General features: G+C 56.0%; 17 protein-coding genes and 2 pseudogenes. 3 read left to right on the forward strand and 16 right to left on the reverse strand.

Annotated elements, in window-relative coordinates:
- From AC3B8H_RS08470 to AC3B8H_RS08500, 7 genes are all read right to left on the reverse strand, one after another.
- On the reverse strand, nucleotides 1-622 hold a 622-nt coding region (locus tag AC3B8H_RS08470; RefSeq protein WP_488441160.1), incomplete at its 3' end, for a YkgJ family cysteine cluster protein.
- Nucleotides 623-745: 123 nt separating this feature from the next.
- Nucleotides 746-940 (reverse strand): hypothetical protein, encoded by a 195-nt coding sequence (locus AC3B8H_RS08475; RefSeq protein ID WP_488441161.1) that lies wholly within the window; start codon nucleotides 938-940, stop codon nucleotides 746-748.
- Nucleotides 941-952: 12 nt separating this feature from the next.
- Nucleotides 953-1,291, reverse strand: a complete 339-nt coding sequence (locus AC3B8H_RS08480; RefSeq protein WP_488441162.1) for a TonB-dependent receptor domain-containing protein — start codon at nucleotides 1,289-1,291, stop codon at nucleotides 953-955.
- Between the two features lie 67 nt (nucleotides 1,292-1,358).
- The gene (locus AC3B8H_RS08485; protein ID WP_488441163.1) at nucleotides 1,359-2,633 is read right to left on the reverse strand and encodes a PepSY-associated TM helix domain-containing protein; all 1,275 of its coding nucleotides are present in this window, start codon (nucleotides 2,631-2,633) and stop codon (nucleotides 1,359-1,361) included.
- A 99-nt stretch (nucleotides 2,634-2,732) separates the two neighbouring features.
- Entirely contained in the window at nucleotides 2,733-5,210 is a 2,478-nt protein-coding gene (locus AC3B8H_RS08490; RefSeq protein WP_488441164.1) for a TonB-dependent siderophore receptor, read from the reverse strand.
- Between the two features lie 636 nt (nucleotides 5,211-5,846).
- Nucleotides 5,847-6,806, reverse strand: coding sequence for a FecR family protein (locus AC3B8H_RS08495; protein ID WP_488441165.1), 960 nt, complete (start codon nucleotides 6,804-6,806; stop codon nucleotides 5,847-5,849).
- Between the two features lie 64 nt (nucleotides 6,807-6,870).
- On the reverse strand, nucleotides 6,871-7,401 hold the full coding sequence (locus AC3B8H_RS08500) for an RNA polymerase sigma factor (protein ID WP_488441166.1): 531 nt from the start codon (nucleotides 7,399-7,401) through the stop codon (nucleotides 6,871-6,873).
- Between the two features lie 276 nt (nucleotides 7,402-7,677).
- Here AC3B8H_RS08500 and AC3B8H_RS08505 point away from each other — a divergent pair, with 276 nt between their 5' ends.
- Nucleotides 7,678-8,241 carry a chorismate--pyruvate lyase family protein gene (locus AC3B8H_RS08505; RefSeq protein ID WP_488441167.1) on the forward strand — a complete coding sequence of 188 codons (564 nt, stop codon included), beginning with the start codon at nucleotides 7,678-7,680 and terminating at the stop codon, nucleotides 8,239-8,241.
- 320 nt (nucleotides 8,242-8,561) lie between these two features.
- Here AC3B8H_RS08505 and AC3B8H_RS08510 read toward each other — a convergent pair whose 3' ends face one another.
- The 6 genes from AC3B8H_RS08510 to AC3B8H_RS08535 form a co-directional block, all read right to left on the reverse strand.
- Nucleotides 8,562-9,569 carry an NAD-dependent epimerase gene (locus tag AC3B8H_RS08510; protein ID WP_488441168.1) on the reverse strand — a complete coding sequence of 336 codons (1,008 nt, stop codon included), beginning with the start codon at nucleotides 9,567-9,569 and terminating at the stop codon, nucleotides 8,562-8,564.
- A gap of 3 nt (nucleotides 9,570-9,572) precedes the next feature.
- Nucleotides 9,573-10,844, reverse strand: a complete 1,272-nt coding sequence (tviB, locus tag AC3B8H_RS08515) for a Vi polysaccharide biosynthesis UDP-N-acetylglucosamine C-6 dehydrogenase TviB (protein ID WP_488441169.1) — start codon at nucleotides 10,842-10,844, stop codon at nucleotides 9,573-9,575.
- A gap of 49 nt (nucleotides 10,845-10,893) precedes the next feature.
- Nucleotides 10,894-11,505: a TetR/AcrR family transcriptional regulator gene (locus AC3B8H_RS08520; RefSeq protein WP_488441170.1), complete on the reverse strand. Its 612-nt coding sequence runs from the start codon at nucleotides 11,503-11,505 to the stop codon at nucleotides 10,894-10,896.
- 70 nt (nucleotides 11,506-11,575) lie between these two features.
- On the reverse strand, nucleotides 11,576-12,136 hold the full coding sequence (gene pgsA / locus AC3B8H_RS08525; protein WP_082885577.1) for a CDP-diacylglycerol--glycerol-3-phosphate 3-phosphatidyltransferase: 561 nt from the start codon (nucleotides 12,134-12,136) through the stop codon (nucleotides 11,576-11,578).
- Nucleotides 12,126-13,967: an excinuclease ABC subunit UvrC gene (uvrC, locus tag AC3B8H_RS08530; RefSeq protein ID WP_488441171.1), complete on the reverse strand. Its 1,842-nt coding sequence runs from the start codon at nucleotides 13,965-13,967 to the stop codon at nucleotides 12,126-12,128. Before uvrC ends, pgsA begins: the two co-directional genes overlap by 11 nt.
- Complete coding sequence (locus AC3B8H_RS08535) at nucleotides 13,964-14,611, reverse strand: uracil-DNA glycosylase (protein ID WP_488441172.1); 648 nt, start codon at nucleotides 14,609-14,611, stop codon at nucleotides 13,964-13,966. The genes uvrC and AC3B8H_RS08535 overlap by 4 nt, the downstream gene beginning before the upstream one ends.
- A 154-nt stretch (nucleotides 14,612-14,765) precedes the next feature.
- Here AC3B8H_RS08535 and AC3B8H_RS08540 point away from each other — a divergent pair, with 154 nt between their 5' ends.
- On the forward strand, nucleotides 14,766-15,656 hold the full coding sequence (locus AC3B8H_RS08540; protein WP_488441173.1) for a PilZ domain-containing protein: 891 nt from the start codon (nucleotides 14,766-14,768) through the stop codon (nucleotides 15,654-15,656).
- 112 nt (nucleotides 15,657-15,768) lie between these two features.
- A complete protein-coding gene (locus AC3B8H_RS08545; RefSeq protein WP_488441174.1) occupies nucleotides 15,769-17,667 on the forward strand; it encodes an efflux transporter outer membrane subunit in 1,899 nt (632 codons plus the stop codon).
- A 284-nt stretch (nucleotides 17,668-17,951) separates the two neighbouring features.
- On the opposite strand, the pseudogene AC3B8H_RS08550 reads toward AC3B8H_RS08545, so the two are convergent.
- The 3 genes and pseudogenes from AC3B8H_RS08550 to AC3B8H_RS08560 form a co-directional block, all read right to left on the reverse strand.
- Nucleotides 17,952-18,257, reverse strand: a pseudogene (locus tag AC3B8H_RS08550) (IS1380 family transposase); the annotation flags it as partial.
- Between the two features lie 110 nt (nucleotides 18,258-18,367).
- Nucleotides 18,368-18,622 carry a hypothetical protein gene (locus AC3B8H_RS08555; protein WP_488441175.1) on the reverse strand — a complete coding sequence of 85 codons (255 nt, stop codon included), beginning with the start codon at nucleotides 18,620-18,622 and terminating at the stop codon, nucleotides 18,368-18,370.
- Between the two features lie 189 nt (nucleotides 18,623-18,811).
- Nucleotides 18,812-19,159 (reverse strand): annotated as a pseudogene (locus AC3B8H_RS08560) (hypothetical protein); the annotation flags it as partial.

Consider the following 19,159-nt stretch of genomic DNA (forward strand, 5'->3'; position numbering starts at 1 on the left):
TACCCGCATCACCCAGCGCCAGCATCACCGCACGGTTCAACTCGAATAATTCCCAGGCATATCCGGCATCGCGCAACGCCGATTGCATCGCGTTTTGAATCAAGCCCCGGAAAGTGCGGTGCGGCTCGGAAATCGGCACGCTATCGGCGCGACCGGCGAATGCATCGATGCAAGCGCGCCGGTCGTACGACGCGTGTCCGCGACAGGCCAACGGCCGTACCGGATAAATCGCGCAAGCACCCTGCCGGATGAACGGGCAAGCCCGCCGCAACTTAACCCGCTCCGCTTCGCTCAAGCCGGCGGTTTGGCGATCGGCCTTGGCGAGCCGCTCAGCCAAGCCCAACTCGCTGTCCCGGCTTTCAGTCCAGCGAATATAGCGCGCGATCAACAACACCTCCGGCGCGGTGGCGGTGACCCGCAACGTGCAACAGGTGGCACAGCCCTTGTCGCAAGCGATGGGCGGATGGTCGTCGGATTCTTCGGCAACATTGCCGTCGAAACTGCTAAAGGCCTGGGACAAAATACCGTCGATCAAATCGGGGCGGCCGCGCCGATCCGCCAACGTGTCGGCAAACGCCTCGCTCTGCGCGGCGAAAAAACCCAAGCAATCCTCTTCGTTCATCCCGCCTCCCGGCACGCGTTGTGGAGGGCCGTCGCCCCTCGGTTAAATTACCCCGCGTATTCTATGGGAAAGCGCCGCGTTGCGCATCCCGGAGGAGAAATCGGTAATCGTTAAAGAAGAATTTCAACAATGAGTAGCTTGCTCCTTGCACCAAACGCAAGCGAATAAGGCCGGCGGGTGGGCGGATTGGAATTCGACCTTGACCATGCCCATCACTGCAGTCGGCGTGCCGGGCATGATGTCATAACCGATAGGTACCAGCGTAAAAGCGCCGTTACTACTTTCATAATGCCCCTTTGTCCAGAATGTTGTAAGCATTGATTTGGGTGGTCAGTTTGGTTTTTCCCACTTTGAAACCATAGCTGGCATCAAATCCACGGTCGCATAGCCCGGCAGTTGAATGCCGTTGTTTAGATCGCCTTCGCGCTGATCGCACAGCACCACGCCGGCCCCGAATTTCAAGCCGCGCGGAGCCGTTTCCTGCAATTGGTAGATATTCCACAGCGAGGCGGCGTTGCGCGGCAGGTTGGGTAAGCGATGACCGACGTTGCCGGAACCGCCCGAGTGGTCGCTGTCGTTGCTGACGCGGGCATCGTCGTAAGCGACATTGCCGATCGCCCGCCAACCCGGCAGATCTCGCACGAATCGCCCAAGCGTTCTGTTGGTCATTGGCCGGAATCACGCCGCCGGCGCTCTCCAGGGCTTTATCCAGTCCGACCGACCTGAAAACACCCGCTTAGGAACGATTTACATCGAAAACGACGTTACCAAGCACGCGCGATGTTCGTTTGGCTCGCCGTTTTTGGAGCCAGCGTATCACGCCGGTAACATACAGTAGCGGGCAAGCCAAGCCGCTCAACAGCACCAAAATCCTGCCCGGCCAGCCGAAGGCATGGCCCGAATGCAAAGGCCATTGCCAATCGTAAAAGACATCCGCATTGGAGCCGGTACCCGAGTCGTAGACTTTCAGAATTTCGCCACTGTATTGGTCGACGGCAATATCGCGATAGCCAACGTAGCGGCTCAACTCGTCGAGGTCGCGCTTCATGACTCTGAATACGTCCAGCCGGTCTTTCGGTGCATTCAGCATCCAAAGTCGGCCGCCGGGGTATTTTTGTTGGACTATCGCTTCGACTTGCGCCGGGCTTATCGTCGCTTGTCCCTCTGCCGGAATGGGGCTATCGATCGTTTCCGGAATGCCGCTGTAGGCATTTGGCCGAGTGATCGTCGAAAACGGTTTGAGCAATACATCTACCCGCTCCGGCAGCGTCATGTAAATGCCGGAAAACAACACCGGCAGCAACACGATACTGCAATAAAAACCGAAGGTTTTATGTAAATCGAAGTTCAGCCTTACCGGGCTCGCTTTGCGCTTAAATGTCAGTGCTTGCCTGAAGCGGCCGGTCAGCGGCCACCAGACGATTAAGCCGGTCAATACCGAAATAATCGAAAATGCCGCGAGTATCGCAACGATGGTGCCGCCGGTCTTGCCCAGCAGCAAACACCAATGCAGTTGCATGATGAAACTGACCAAGGGCCTGCCCCAATATTGGTCTTTCGGATGCCAAAGCTGGAGGCCCTGAACCCGAGCGGTGTAAGGGTCTACGAAAATGTAATAGCCGTCGCCATTGCTTGCCGGGTTTCCTTCCCGGACAAAATATAAAAATTTATAGGCAATGTCGGCTTTGCGCGGGTAATACACCTTAAAAAACCGGCTACCGGGCGGCTTGGCGTTTTCCGCCGCCGCAACGATGTCATCCAAGGAACGCAACTGCCGGGGTCCTGGGTCCGGTAACGATACGATGGACAACTCCGGGTTCAAAACTTCCTGGAGTTCCTGGTAAAACACCAATAGGCCGCCGGTCAGACCGACGACCGCCAGCAGCAATCCGGCGCTCAAGCCCAGATAAAGATGAACGGCCAGCCAGCGTTTCCGCCGGGTTTTGAGGGCGTTTAAACAGCGCTCGGAAGCCTGTGGAACGCTAAGTTTGGGATCAAATGCGAGCTTCATTGAGGCTGATTTCATGGCTGTTTTCACAAATAACGTTACCGATGGAATATCCACTGCTTGGGGCGGGAACGAGCGATTCCGTTCCCGCCGGACGCCGGGTTAAAACTCCACTTTTACCGACCCCAAAAACGAGCGCGGCGTTCCCCAGGTGGCACGGGTTTGAAACGGCATCGCAAAGCCGTCGTGGACATATTCCTTATCCAGCAAATTGGTCACGTTGAGCTGCAAGGTGACGTTGGTTTTCGCCACTTTTCGCGTGTAAGCCGCCAACAGATCGATAACGCCGTAACCGGCAAAACTAAAGTCGTGATTGTCGAACGTGGCTTTCTTGTCGCTGACCAGTTCCAGGCCCGCGCCAACCTTGAAGCCGCGCAGATAATCCTGTTGAAAATCGTAAGTGGTCCAAAGCGTGGACGTATGTTTGGGAATGCCGCGAAAGCCGCCGCCAACCCGAATGTTGTCTGGGTTGTTTTCTTTCAGGACCTCGGTTTCGGTGTATGCGTAGGTGGCGATGGCGTTCCATCCCGGCAAGACTTCGCCTTTAACATCCACCTCGACGCCCCGGCTTTGCGCCTCGCCAGTCGCCACAATGAAATTTGGATTGAGTAAATCGGTGGTGGCGATGTTTTGCTTGGTCAATTGGTAATAGGCGATCGTGCTGGTCAAACGATCTTCGAAAAATGCGGTTTTAAAACCCACCTCCCACTGTTCCGCCGTTTCCGGCGGCAAAAACGATCTGTCGCTGGTTAAATTGCCATTGGTGACGCCGAAATTCTCCACATAGTTGCCGTATACACTCAACCAATGCATCGGCTGCCAAAGCACGCCTACCTGCGGCGTCACCGCATCGGCTTTCTGGCCGATGGTACCGGCGAACACGTCATACTGCTCCACGTTTTGATAGCGAAATCCGCCCATGACGTGGACGTTATAAGGCAGTTTGATTTGATCTTGCAGATAAATCCCGTAAAAGTCGGTTTGGGTATGAAACGACTGGCTGGCGCGCGTCGTTGGGTCGATGGGCGGATTGCCGGTATGAATGGGATTGTAAATATCGATAGTGCTCGCGGCCGTGCTGCTGTAACCGACGGAATTGATGTCTTGAAAATAATAATCGCCGCCAATCAACAAGGTGTGTTTCAAAAATCCGGTATCGAAATGGCCGGTCAAATTGGTGGTTGTGAAATAACTGTCGTTTGTGAAAAAGTCGCTGGTGAGGATGCGCCTGTTCAATGTGCGTTGGTCGGCTTGCAAGGTGCCGGGCAACATCACCAAGCGGTCCCGATCCAATAACTGGATATTCAACTGCTCGGTCAACACCCAATTGTCGTTAAATTTGTGGGTCAGGTTTAAACCGATCAGTTTGTCTTCGACGTGATTGCGGTTGTCCTCCATCAAATTCCGTTCGCGGGGAATATCCGCCAGACGCGGATTGATCCAGGAACCGTCCGCCCTGGTGCCGTCGATAATCAACGGTCTGGCATGCAGATCGTACACGTTGTTTTCCTTACGATACTCCAGCTCTAACAGCGCGGTGGTGGCGGGACTGATATTCCATTGCAGTACCGGCGCGACGAACAGCTTGTCGTAATCCACGTTTTCCCGGAACGAGCCGCTTTTTTCGAAGGCGAGGTTCATGCGGTACAGCAAATCTTTATTGTCGGTCACCGGCCCGGTGGCATCGAGGCTGGAGCGGAACAAATCGAACGAACCGAATTGCTGCTGGAACGCGTAATAAGCGGTATCCAGGGGTTTTTTAGTGACGATATTGAGCATGCCGCCAGGCTCGACACGGCCGTACAACATCGCGGCGGGGCCTTTCAGTACTTCCAAACTCTGCACGTTCGCCATGTTTCGAGTGCCTTCCGGGCCGGATGCGTCGATACGAAAGCCGTTGCGAAACAAATTGTAGTTATAGAAGCCGCGTATGGTCACTTGATCCGTCAAACCTCCCGCCGCCTGGCCGGTCGTCACGCCGCTGACGTATTTGACGGCTTGATCGAGCTTAATCGCTTGCTTGTCGTCCAACACCGCTTTCGGAATCACCTGGACGTTGAGCGGGGTTTCCATGATCGGCGTGTCGGTTTTGGTCGCGAAACTGGTATTGGGTACCGCGTAGTCTTTGTTGAACGGATCGGTGGCGTCGAATTGTCTGTTGCCGGTCACCGTTACGGCGGACATGGTCGTTAAATCCGCGGACCGCGAGCTTAGCGCTGTTTGTAAGGTCACACTATTCCGGCCGGTTAAGCGATAACTCAGTCCGGTCCCTCTCAACAATATTTCCAACGCCTGTTGCGGCGGGTAGGCACCATTGACTGCATTGGAGCGCGCATTTTTCGCCAAGCCCGCCGGAAAACCCACTTGCCAATCGCTGGCCTGGATAAACGCATTCAGCGCGTCTTCCAGCGCTTGCGCGGGTATCTCGAAATGCTGGACGGCATCGGCTTGATGGGCCGACTCGGCATGACCGGGTTGAAACGGCGGCACCGCCAGCATGCCGCCGACGGCCAAGGCGATGGCCGCGCTTAAGCCACGCGGACCTTGAAGCCGGCGGATTTCATTGGAATATTCGAACATGATCTCTCCTGTATCGTGGGTAGCGTAAGCCGCACCGATGCGGCGCATGGTTACCGAGACGTACCGGAAAACGGATCACACACTTGCCAGATAAAATATTTTTGCCGACGCAACAGTTCGGCGTGGTCGGGAACAGCCGAAAGGCCGCCGGCCGAGCGCCGAGCCGAGTGGCCATTGGGCTTTCGATCTGGAAACCCCTGCAATTTCATTGTCGGATGCTCGGTAGTGCTCGTCATTTCGGTGGAGATTCAATTTCGCGCTGTTACGGGTGGCAATCCCGATGCCGCCGACGAATCGCGGTTTGCGATCCATGGCGCTGGATGCCCGCTTCCCGGCGGGGATGATGATGTTGCTTAAAGCTGACAGAGTAGAACTCGGTGACGGAAAGTAGAACGCGGAAGCAGCGCGGCTTTCGCCGAGATTGAAAGCCTTCGATGCCCCAATTTGGGCATCGAACCAGACGATGCGCCGGCCCTACCTAGACCATCAATCGGTGGGAGGCGCGTTAGCGGCGATCGGAAGCATCCGGTATGCCGGCGCGGTTAATCGCCGCTGACACCGCTTCCGCAGCGCGATGACGCATTGTCCGGACATACAACACCCAATCCAATATTTTTTGGCGGGACGGCCGGTACCTTAACGCTTTAACACCGTCAGGTACCCGTCCAAGTCGTAGATTTTGGCGCCGGCGATATCAGCCAGCGTGCGCAGCAACGCGGCGGTGTCCTGCAATTTGTAGTTGCCGGTGATCCGGGTTTGCCCGAGGTCCGCGTCGGCGACAACGATGGCGCCGGGGTGGTAGCGGTCCAGTTCGGCGACGACTTCGGCGAGCGATTTGTCCTTGAATATCAAGCGCCCCTTCAGCCAGGCAAAGCGTTGGTCGGCGTCTCCGGCCACCGGTTCGGATACGCCGGCCGCCGAAATGTCGCTATGTTGGCCTGCCCGCAGCGTCCTGCTTTCGCCGCGTTCCGCGCTGCAAACGACTACACCGCTTTCAACGTCAACCGACGTGGCAGCGCCGTCGCGCACATTAAAACGGGTTCCCACCACGCTGACCGTGCCTTGCGCGGTTCGCACCACGAAGGGCCGGGCTTTGTCCGGTTGCACTTCGAAATAAGCCTCCCCTTTCAGCAAAATCACGCCGCGCCGGCCGTCCGCGTAGTCCAGCTTCACCGCGCTGTCGGTATTTAATATCAGCGCGGAACCGTCGGACAGGATCTCCCGGCGTTGTTTGCCGGCGGCGGTCGCGAAATCCGCGCGCAGCACGTCGATCCAACCGGCGGCGAACGCCAACCAGCCGCAGGCCAGCATCACGCCGGCCGCCGCCGCCCAGCCGGCCGTCAAGCGCCTGACCGGTACCGGCAGCGGAATCGCCGCGTATTGCCCGAGCGCGACGGCCAAGGCCGGCGAGCTCCACAGGGCTTCGGCGCGTTCGTACGCCAGCCGGTGCTCCGGCGATTGTAGCAACCAATCCGCGAAATCCCGGCGCGCGCGGGCGTCGGCCGGCTCGCCGCTCAGGCGGGTCAGCCAGGCCAAGGCCTCGCGGTCGGCGGCGGACAGTTCGAGTGGAAATGAAGGTTCGGTTGCAGTGGACATCGACGATAGTACGGCAGTGGCGACGAATAGTATCAGCTTAGCGGGTCGGCAGGCATGGCGCGGCTTAATCGGTAACGTGCAGTTGCGCAACCAGCAAATGCGCCAATGCAACCTGGACGTTTTTCTCGACCGCGCTGCGGGAAATCCCGAAATGCTTGGCGATGCGTTCATAGGGCCAATGGTGAAACTTATGCAGGACCAGGATTTGCCGGCGCCGCTCCGACAGGCCGGCCAAGGCCCGCATCAATAACGCGACTTGTTGCTGGTCTTCGACTTGCCGGTCCGGGGTTGGCGTGCTGGCCGGCAGTTGCGCCAGCACGTCCTCGCCATCATCGTCGCCTTCACTTTTGCCGCCGGCTTGGCGCACCTGCTGCTTGCGCAGATGGTCCAAGGCCAGATTGCGGCCGATCTGATACAAAAACGGCCGAGGGAAATGGATCTCCTGGGATTGCGCGGTCTGGAGCAACTTCAAATACGCTTCCTGCGCCAAATCCTCGGCGGTCTGCGGGCAGCCGACGATCGTGAATATTGAATGGATCAAGGATTGCCGATGATCGCGAAACAAATCGCCGACATCGACCGCTATGCTGCTCATGACCTGAACTTGAAATTTACCGCAAACCGGATTGGTCTAGCGATTAAGCAATTCGCGGGCCGCCGATAACCACCGCGAATCGTTGGTCAGCGCGGCGGCCCGACGAATCAAAACCGTGGCATATGCCGCACTACCGCGGGATATGCCGCATAAAGTGTCCGGCGCTCCGGATTCAGCGCAGAGCGTCGCGTCGGCGGTGTTAAAATAAGCGCTTTGCCACAGTCGCACTTGTCAGCCGCATGATTGCTCGCATCGCTTTAGTTCACGAGGCCAACGTTGGCCAATAACAGTCATTTGTTCGTCAAAGCGCCGCTGTGGTTGGCGCGAAAAGCCGCCGATCAACACCGTCTTCCTATCGATTTGCAATCCTGGCTCGACGAAACCGGCTCGTTGACCAAGCGCCTACGCGCGATGTACGGCCGGGATTTTGGCGTTTCGGTGTTGTTCAACCACTGGCGGCCGGCTTTCATCGACGAATGCCGTTTGCTCGACCTGCCGACCGCGCGTTACCAATTGGTCCGAGAAGTGATGCTGCATGCCGCCGGCCGGCCGCTGGTTCTGGCCCGCACGATTTTGCCGGAACGCACGATAGAAATTGCCCATCGCAATTTATCGCATTTGGGCAACCGGCCACTGGGGGAAGTGATTTTTGCCTATCCGGATCTGGAGCGGCGGCAACGCCAATTCAGCCGCGCTCCGGCGTCAAACTGGGCGCCGGCCTTGGCCGAAGGCTTGGAATTGCGCGAGCCGGTCTGGGGCCGCCGCACCGTCTATGCAATCCATCAACAACCGTTGGTGGTGGCGGAGTTCTTTTTGCCGGGCTTATTTTGGAAGGGCTGAGCAAGATGGGGGATGAAGACGGGCGATACTATTGATTTTTCCGGAACGATGCGATTTCGGTTGATTTTTTCCGCCGTAACTCGTTCCCTTCGGCTCCGCTCAGGGAACGCCCTGAGCGGAGTCAAACATCGCCCACTCCGTTCCCTGAGCGGAGTCGAAGGGAACGCGTCAATTGATTCAACGTTCACCGGCTGAATCACTCATTTCGGCAATCGGGGTTGTTGCAGGTGGGATGAAGCATCAGCATGAAATGGCATCGCACCCACCGGGACGCCGTTCGCCGCAGCCGCTTCTAAAATTCGAGACGACCGGCGACGGGCTTAAACCCGGTAATATTCGCGGTACCACGTAACGAAACGCTCTATGCCCTCTTGAATCGTGGTGCCGGGTTTATAACCCACATCCTCGACCAAGGCTTCGACATCGGCATAGGTATCCGGTACGTCGCCCGGTTGCAACGGCAACAGATTTTTCTCGGCGGTTTTGCCGAGGAAGCGTTCCAGGGTTTCGATGTAGGCCATCAATTCCACCGGGTTTTGGTTACCGATGTTGTAGACCCGCCACGGCGCCCGGCTGGTGCCGGGATCGGGTTTGGCACCGCTCCAATCCGGGTTGGGTTCGGCGGTATGATCCAGCGTTCGAATCACGCCTTCGACGATGTCGTCGATATAGGTGAAGTCGCGGCGGTGCTTGCCGTAGTTGAACACGTCGATTTTTTCGCCAGCCAAAATCGCCTTGGTAAACAAAAACAAGGCCATGTCCGGCCGGCCCCACGGACCGTAAACGGTAAAAAAGCGCAAGCCGGTGGTCGGCAGGTTGTACAGATTGCTGTAGGTGTGCGCCATCAGCTCGTTGGCCTTCTTCGAGGCCGCATACAAACTGAGCGGATGATCGACGTTGTCATGCACCGAGAACGGCATGGCTTCGTTGGCGCCATACACCGAACTGCTGGATGCGTACACCAGGTGTTCGACGCCGTAATGGCGGCAACCTTCCAGGATGTTGATGAAACCGACGATGTTGCTGTCGATATACGCGTAAGGGTTTTCGATCGAGTAGCGCACGCCGGCCTGCGCGGCCAGATTCACCACTTTTTGCGGCCGCTGCTGCTTGAACAATGCTTCCATGCCGGCCCGGTCGGCAATATCCAAGCGCACATCGGTAAAACCGGGGAAAGCCTGCAACCGCGCCAATCGGTTAATCTTCAGATTGACGTCGTAATAGTCGTTCAGATTGTCAACGCCGATGACTTCGTCGCCTCGTTCCAACAATCGCAACGCCAAATGGTTACCGATAAACCCGGCGGTGCCGGTCACCATGATTTTCATCGCTTACAGTCTCGCGTCGGTCTGATCGGCCGGGAACAGGTATTTCAAGTCGTAAACCACCGCGTCCGGTTTGCCCAAGGCTCGGATGTCGGCGATCGCCATGTTTCTGAATTCGTCGTGAGCCACCGCCAGGATGATGGCTTCGTATTTGCCGGCTTCCGGCTTGGCTATCGGCCGGATACCGTATTCGTGGACCGCTTCGTCGGGATTCACCCACGGATCGTAGACATCGACATTGACGCCGTAGGTATCCAGCTCGGCGACGATGTCGACGACACGGGTGTTGCGAATGTCCGGGCAGTTTTCCTTGAAGGTCAAACCGAGGATCAACACATTGGCTTGCTGCACGTGGAAACGTTTTTTCAGCATCAGTTTAACCAGTTGCGACACCACGTAAACGCCCATGCCGTCGTTAATGCGGCGGCCGGACAGAATCACTTCCGGGTTATAGCCTATCGCCTGCGCCTTGTGAGTCAAATAATAAGGATCGACGCCGATACAATGCCCGCCGACCAAACCGGGCCGGAATGGCAGAAAATTCCATTTGGTGCCTGCGGCGATCAAGACTTCCTCGGTGTCGATGCCCAAGCGGTTGAAAATCAGCGCCAATTCGTTGATCAATGCGATATTGACGTCGCGTTGGGTGTTCTCGATGACTTTCGCCGCCTCGGCCACTTTGATGCAGCTGGCCTTATGCGTACCGGCGGTAATGATGCTTTTATAGAGCTGATCGACTTTTTCGGCGATTTCCGGCGTCGAACCGGAAGTGACTTTCAGGATATTGGTCACCCGATGCTGCTTGTCGCCGGGATTGATCCGTTCCGGGCTGTAACCGACAAAAAAGTCCTTATTGAACGTCAAACCGGAACCGCGCTCCAAAATCGGTACGCAAACTTCCTCGGTCGCGCCGGGATAAACGGTGGATTCGTAGATGACGATGTCGCCGGACTTGATCACCTTGCCCAAGGTTTCGCTGGCTTTTTGCAGCGGCGTGAAATCGGGTTGCTTATGCTCGTTGATCGGCGTCGGTACCGTGACAATGTAAAAATTGCAGTCGGCAATGTCCGGCAAATCGGCGGTGTAACTTAGCAATTCTGCCTGCGCCAGTTCCTCTTCGCTGACTTCCAGCGTGTGGTCGTGGCCGGATCTGAGTTCCGCGACCCGGTTGCGGTTGATATCGAAACCGACGGTCGGGTATTTACGGCCAAACTCCACGGCCAGCGGCAATCCCACGTAACCCAAACCTATCATGCCGATCTTGACGTTTTCTAGCATATACACTGACTCCCGTTCCGCCGCCGAATCGCGGCCGATAGCACCAAAATTATTTTTTGACGATAGCGCCCCAAGCGGTCAACCAGGCTTGCGCCAGATAGCTTTCGGCCGATTTGGGCAAACTGCCGTTCAGCACCAAGGCCAACACTTGGTTGATGATGCCGAAGAAATAAGTGTAGGCCAATAAAGGATCGATGGCGCGGATTTCGCCGTCGCGCACGCCGTTTTGAAAGATGCGTTTGATCTTGTTGAACGCGGCGGTATCCAACAGCGGCTTGGGCTCGGCCAAAAACTCTTCGCTCTTGACGAACAGCAGGAATTGGACGATCTCCGGCGCGTCGTCGGTCAGTTTGAACAACAGATCGACGACCTCGCGCAATTGCTCGGCGGCCTTGCGATTGCGTCGGCGGATGTCGTCCACCGAAATGCTCAAGCTATCGAAGATTTGCTCATGCAATGCTTGAGCGATGGCTTGCTTGGTTTTGAAATGCTGATTGATGCCGGTATTTGTTTTCAAGCCGAGCGCGTCCTTCAGGTCGGTCAGCGAGGTATTGAAATACCCGTTCTTGGCAAACAATTTCAACGCCGCTTGTAATACCTCTTCTTGCGTAACGTTGTGCTTTTGGGGATTTTGTTCTAGTTCTTCTTGTTCTTGTTCCATGCTCTATTTATATACAGCTTTACCTGCCGTTTATCCTCTGGTGTACGCCGTCGAGCGACCGCGTTTATCATTATTCTTTAATGGTTGAGAAAGCCGCGACCAGATAATTAACCATCGACCACAACGTCAACACGGCTGACAAGTATAGCAACCAATAACCCATGCTATTGATCGGCAATCCGAACAAATCGTCGCGATACAACAGCAAACTGATCGCGGCCATTTGCGCGGTGGTTTTCCATTTTCCAAGTTGCGACACCTTGACCTTGGCGCGCTGGCCGATTTCGGCCATCCATTCCCTGAGCGAGGCGATCGCAATCTCGCGGCCGATGATGACCGCCGCCGGTATCGCTAAATACGGATTGGCTTCCGCCTGTACCAACAACACCAACACGAACGCGACCATCAGCTTATCGGCGACTGGATCCAAAAAGGCGCCGAACGCGGTCTGCATGTCCATTTTTCTAGCCAGATAGCCATCCAACCAATCGGTCAGGCCGGCAACCAGAAAGATCGAAGTACAGGCCAGTTTGGAATAATCCCAAGGCAAGTAAAACACGATGGCCAACAGCGGAATCAGCGCGATCCGCAACAAGGTCAGATAAGTCGGTATCGTGAATCTAATGGTCATCTTGTTGATGAAATGTATCGTAAATCCGCTGTGCTAAGTGCCGACTAATGCCTTCTATGCTGGCCAACGCCTCGACGCCGGCCTTGGCCACGCCCTGCAGGCCGCCGAATTGCTTCAACAAACTCTGGCGGCGCTTAGGCCCCAGACCGGCGATATCCTCGAGCGTCGAACGGTTTCTGGCCTTGCTCCGGCGCAACCGGTGGCCGGTGATGGCAAACCGATGCGCCTCGTCGCGAATCTGTTGTATCAACAACAATGCCGCCGCGCCCGGCGTCACATCCAGCGGCTGATCGCGACCCGCCAGAATGATTTTTTCCATGCCGGCTTTCCGATCCGGACCTTTGGCGACACCAACTATCATAACATTGTTTATCTGCAATTCGGCCAGAGCCTTTTCCGCCTCGGCAACCTGACCCTTGCCGCCGTCGATGAATAAAATGTCCGGCGCCGGATGTTCGCCCTGCTTTTGGCGCTTAAAACGGCGGAACACCGCTTGATGAATGGCCGCGTAATCGTCGCCGCCGGTCACGCCCTCGATATTGAAGCGGCGGTAATCGGATTTGACCGGCCCGTTGCGATCGAACACCACGCAAGACGCCACGGTTTGCTCGCCCAGGGTATGGCTGATATCGAAGCATTCCAGCCTGGACGGCGTTTCCGGACAATGGAGTTCCTGCTGCAAACTCAGAAACCGGCCGAACAGACCTTGTTGATCGGCCAATTTCACGTTCAACGCCGACTCGGCATTGGTCATCGCCATTTGCAGCCACTTGGCGCGCTCGCCGCGCACGCTCGCCGAAATCGCCACCGCCCGCTTGGCCTGCTCGCTGAGCACCTCGGACAACAACTCGGTTTCCGGCGGCCGATGGCTGACGATTAACTCGGCCGGCACGGTCTTGTCCAGGTAAAACTGAGCGATAAAAGCCTGCAAAATCTCGGCAGGCCCATCGTCGTCGCCAATTTTTGGGAAAAACTGGCGATTGCCGAGATTCTGGCCGGCACGGATGAAGAACACCTGCACGCAGGCCGCGCCGGCCTTGGCCGCGCAAGCAACAATGTCCACGTCGCCCTTCTCGCCCTCGACGCATTGTTTTTCCAATACCGCGCGTAAGCGACCGATTTGGTCTCGATAAAACGCCGCCGCTTCGAATTCCAGCTCGGCCGATGCCGCTTCCATCTTGGCCACCAAATTATCGATCAACAAACCGCCCTTGCCTTCCAAGAACAATATCGTGTTTTCGACATCGGCGGCGTAGGCCTCCTTGCCGACCAAACCCACGCACGGCGCGGTGCAACGGTCGATCTGGTATTGCAGGCACGGCCGCGACCGGGCGTTGTAATACGCGTCCTCGCACTGGCGGACCGGAAAAATCTTTTGCAGCAATTTCAAGGTTTCCTTGACCGCGCTGGCGCTGGGGTATGGACCGAAATAACGGCCGCGCCGTTTCTTGGCGCCGCGATGAAAAGTCAGTTGCGGGAAGTCGTGATAACTAGCGATAAACACGTAGGGATAGGACTTATCGTCGCGCAAGCTGATGTTGTAGCGCGGCTTGTGGCGCTTGATCAGCTGGCTTTCCAGCAATAAGGCCTCGCCCTCGGTATGAGTCACGGTGACTTCGATCGCGGCAATCTTGGCGACCATCGCCTGCTGCTTGGGCGACACCGCGTTGCCCCGAAAATAGCTGGACACGCGGTTTTTCAGGTTTTTGGCCTTGCCGATGTAAATGATCTCGGCATTGGCGTCGAGCATGCGATAAATGCCCGGCCGTTGCGTCAAGGTCTTTAAGAAGGCCTTGACGTCGAAACCGGACCCGTCGGCATTTTCCGTCACGGTGCTTCGGCCAACAAGCGCTTGATGGTTTGAAACACCTCGGCGAACATCGCCACGCTCAAGCGCTTGGTTTGCACGTTGTAGCGACTGCAATGGTAAGAGCTGAGCAAGGTGTTGCCGTCGGGCAATTCAAAACACACGTGATGCGCGAACTTGACGGTATTGGCTTTCAAGCCGTAAGCGCGCAACACCGACTGATGAGCGATATTACCCAGCGCCAGGATGACCGAATGCGCCGGCAGGGTTTTCACTTCCGCCGCCAAATAGGGGTTGCATTGCTTGATTTCGTCGCCGGTCGGCTTGTTTTGCGGCGGCAAACACTTAACCGCGTTGGTGATCCGGCAGTTTGTCAATACCAAGCCGTCCGTCAAGTTAGTCGATTCCGTTTGATTGCTGAAACCGAAATCGTGCAAGGCCCGGTAGAGCAGCAAGCCGGCATAATCGCCGGTAAACGGCCTGCCGCTGGCATTGGCGCCGTGCATGCCCGGCGCCAGCCCCACCACCAGTAAACGCGCGTTGGGATCGCCGAACGGCGCAACCGGCAGCGCGTGGTAATCGGGGTGTTGACGTTTAACGTCGTCCAGAAAAGCCGCCAAACGCGGGCAGAGGCGGCAATCCTGATTAAAGTAAGCGGAAACAGACATAAAGATTTCGGATAAGGAAAACCGCCCGATTTTACCGGAGAGCGGCCGGTTTTGCGCTGACGGCTTCACGGCCGGCCGGCGCGGGATCGGGAAGAATTTGTCAATTGGGCGCCTTTCGCTATGCTGTAACCAGCAACCTCCATCGAGAATTTCCATGAGCGCGAAGACGGACCACCAGAATAAGACCAACCGCAGGATGGCGTTGCGCATCTACGAATCGGTCAACTTGTTTTACCGAAAACTCCCGGCGGGTCGCGATCGAAGCCCACCGAATTTCGACCGAATGCTCGGCAGCGACTCTCCCGGAAATTCAGCGCTCGAGCCGCCGGTTTCGGAAAGCGTCGAAAACGATACCTTGCAGGCCAACATCAGCGCCGGCGGTATTGCCTTCACCGCCGACGAGGCGCTGCTAGCCGGCGATCGGCTGATGCTGAGAATTCTGCTGCTATCCAGCCTGACGACGATCAGCGTGTGCGGCGAAGTGGTGTATTGCAAACCCAGCAACCCTTACGAAGATAACCGTTACCCGTTCACGATCGGCGCCCGCTTCGTCAACCTGAGCGATGCCGACAGCGACTTGCTGCGGCGCCATGTCGAACGCTGCAACCGCCGACGCATCGCGGTCAATCTGATCGGCACGGCGGGCGTGCTGACCGCGCTGACGGCCCCCGATCTGGTTTGGGGCTTGCTGGCCGGCTTGTTTCACTATCTGCTCGAAGTCGTATTGCACTTTGCCCACCTGCTGTTCGAATATCTGGAAATGGGTCTGGATCACGCCATAGAGCACGCTTTCCATACCGGCACCCATGAAACCCAGGTCATCGTCTTTTATATTCTGGTCAGCTTCGCGACACTGGCGCTCTATTGGCTTGGCCGTAAGATCCCGGCTTGGTACCGGCGCGCGTTGCATGGCACTTTGCTGTTTGTGTCGCGCAAAAAGTCCAGCAGCCTGTATTTTTGGGGACAGCAAAGCACCCTGGATAAGTGCAAAATCATCGGCATCGCCGCCGCCGCGATCATCGCGTATTGGTACTTGGCGATTTGACTTTCACCCAACGGGCGCCGCCGGCTGCCGCGATCGAAGCGTCCGCACTGTTCACTCAGCAACAGTCCGGCGCCAGAGACTGCTGAAATTCCAACAAGCCCGGTGCATCCGGGTGCGGCACGTTACAAACCGCGACGCAATCCGCGCACCGGCCAGCAATATCAATCAAGCGCTTAGCCGTCGTGCCCAACGCCAGCGCATTCAGCTGACTTGGAATTTCAGCCGCAATAAACCGGCACGCGGTTTGCTGATTCAACGGCGGCGGGAACGACACGCCGAAAACCGGGTCATTGAAGTCGGCTCCGCGTCGGACAGTTTGCAGCACCAGCGCCTGTCAACCCATTCAAGCCCATCCCGGCCTCCAATCGTCGATGCGGGCCTTGGCCAAAGCGAAAGCAAACCGGCGCGGGCCAACCCGCTTCGCGGCCGGCTAAAACACGTTAAACTGACCTTGAACCCAGCCCGACCAATCAACCAACCCGTGCCCGATTCCGCCAATTCTTTCGATTTTTACCGAATCTTCACCGTCATGTTTCGCAACCCAAGCCTCGCGCGTTCAGTTTTACTGTTAACGCTGCCGTTAACCGCCTGCACGGTCGGCCCCGATTACGTCCGCCCGCAAGCCAACATCGCCAACGAGTTCAAGGAAGCCAAAGGCTGGAAACCCGCTCAACCGCGCGACACCGCGTTGCCGGGCAAATGGTGGGAAATATTCAACGATCCGGTATTGAACGGCCTGGAAGAACAAGTGCTCGGCGCCAACCAATCCATCGTTCAGGCCGAAGCGCAATACCGGCAGGCCCAGCACTTAGTGCAATCGGCGCAATCCTCGCTACTGCCGGTCGCCACCCTGACCGGCACCTTCAACCGATTCAAAGCCGCTACCGGCCAAAGCGTGGCGGTGTCCGGCGTGCGCAACCTGTTCGGCCAAGCGGTTGGCGTGGCCTGGGAGCCGGATTTATGGGGCACGGTGCGGCGCCAGATTGAAGCCAATACCGGCAACGCCCAGGCCAGCGCGGCCACTTTGCATGCGCTGATTTTGTCCAGCCAAGCCAGTTTGGCCGACAATTACTTTCAATTGCGGACGCTGGATGCCCAAAAAGCCCTGCTCGACGAAACCGTCGCCGCCTACAGCAAAACCCTGGAAATCACCAAAAACCGCTACGCGGTCGGCGTCGTCGCCAAGGCCGACGTGGTCCAGGCCGAAACCCAATTGGAAACCGCCCGCGCCCAGTCTATTGATTTGGGCGTGCAACGCGCCAAGCTGGAACATGCGATCGCGGTATTGATCGGCAAAACCCCGGCGGAACTGGCGCTGGCGCCCGCGCCGCTAAATCTGCAACCGCCGGGCATTCCCGCCAGCCTGCCTTCGGAACTGCTGGAGCGCCGGCCGGACATCGCCGCCGCCGAACGCAAAATCGCCGCCGCCAACGCCCAGATCGGCGTCGCCAAGGCGGCCTATTACCCGACCTTAAACCTGGCCGTCACCAACGGCTTTCAATCGCCGACCGCCGACAACCTGTTCACGATGGCTCGCCGCTATTGGGCGCTGGGTCCGGCCGGTCTGGCCCTGACCTTGTTCGACGGCGGCGCCAAAAACGCTCAATACAAACAGGCGGTCGATGCCTACGACGCCAGTGTCGCCGGTTATCGGCAAACCGTGCTGACCGGGTTTCAAGAAGTCGAGGACAATTTAGCCGCGTTAAGGATTTTGGACGAAGAAACCCAAGTTCAGGACAAGGCGGTCGCCGCCGCCAAACACGCGCTGGCCCTGACCAACAATCAATATCAGGCCGGCACGGTCAGCTATTTAAACGTGATGACCGCCCAAACCGCCGCCCTATCCAACCAACAAACCGCGGTACAACTGCTGGGCCAGCGCTTGTCCGCTTCGGTGCAGTTGGTTAAAGCCGTCGGCGGCGGCTGGAACGAAACCCTGCTGCCCGGAGAGGACGAAGCCGCCGGCGAACGCAAATGGACCGATTATTTAATTTTGCCGCTAGTCGAATAAATCTCCATCGGCTCTCGCATGACTTAATGGCGTGTCGCGAAGCCTTGCAGGTTTTCTGCGCAAACCCGCCCCGCGCTACGCCTATTGGGGACTAAAATTCATCACTTCGCTTTCGCTCGGTTTCCATAAATTTCAGCGTCGGAGGGATGTAAACCATTCGTCCGATTACACTTCGTAAATCGGACCTTGCCTTTGAGTTTTTACCTGCCTGCTACCAAAAAAAGCCAACATGCGGCGCAATACGGCTCCGCCTATTGACGCCCTACATTGCGCCGTACGTGGTTGGCATGTTCATCCAAGCGTTGTCTGAGGCGTGCGCTGGACGGCACTTGCTGAATAGCCAGCGCGGTTTTGAAATAGTCGTCGTCGCGATGGTTTTCAATGGCTTCGAAATCGCTTTTGCCCAGGCAAAGTGTGCCCATATAGCTTTTGATCACATCGGCGTGAGAAATGCCGTGTCGCAGCGGAATGCCTTTTTCCAATAATTGAGTGAGTTGACCATACCGATTCAAACACAAACCAACCAACGCTAATCCAGAATGGCTGGTATAAAATTCGGTTTCAGATTGCTCCAGGATAAACCGCTTCATGAATCACTCGCTGGGTGAATGGAAGAATAGCGGTATTATCCAAGAATAATCTTTTTAAATCACTTTGTTGGATGTGTTGATGGATTTTTAAGTCACGGATTCAGGAGTTACTAAAAATCAATCGTAAATTTCTCGATTGCTTCTTCAATTGATGGATATAACCCAGATCGATCGCCAGGGGCTTCTTCGATAAAAAGTTCCAATATTTGCTTTGCAGAATTATACAATTTAACATCAGTTATTGGTTCGTTAAAATAATCAGCACTTTGAACGCAAAACATTTTGTTATCTAATTTTTCAAAACACCTATATATTACCAGCCCGCCGTTGTTGCTGAGTTTCCATACATTAAATTGCCTATACATGATGCCACCTATTTCTATTCTTAAAAAATATAGTTATTAGCACAAAAAACGCCTATATAATTAACACCAAGACAGCTAACTTTAATTTTGCAGCATGATTTAGCACAGACGCAACAGTACCTATAATTATTAACTTTAAAGCACCAATGAACCGAATATGGAGAATTTGATCGAAATATTCGTTAAAAACTATTTTGGTTCCCATCTGCCGGACTCAATTCTTTTGAGGGTGTTGCTTCTTGAGTTTTTAAATTGGGTTACAAGATTTCCATCAGAATCTTTAACGACAACACGATCGCCTTTCACGTAGACTGTATTTCCTGTTTCATTGTCAGTGAACTCCCGCCCTTCTTCTACCACTCTATTTGGATCTCCGACTTGCCTGTTGGCGTCTCCTTCACGGGCATCTTGTTGGCGATCTTTTGCATGGTCAGTTTTGTTATTAGACGAATCGTTTGTTGACTCACTTGATGAGCTTTGTACCGCTTGAATATCAAACGTATCATCGCTTCCCAGCGACGACGGATATAGCATCCC

It is taken from the genome of Methylomonas sp. BG-2 (genome assembly GCF_057766305.1).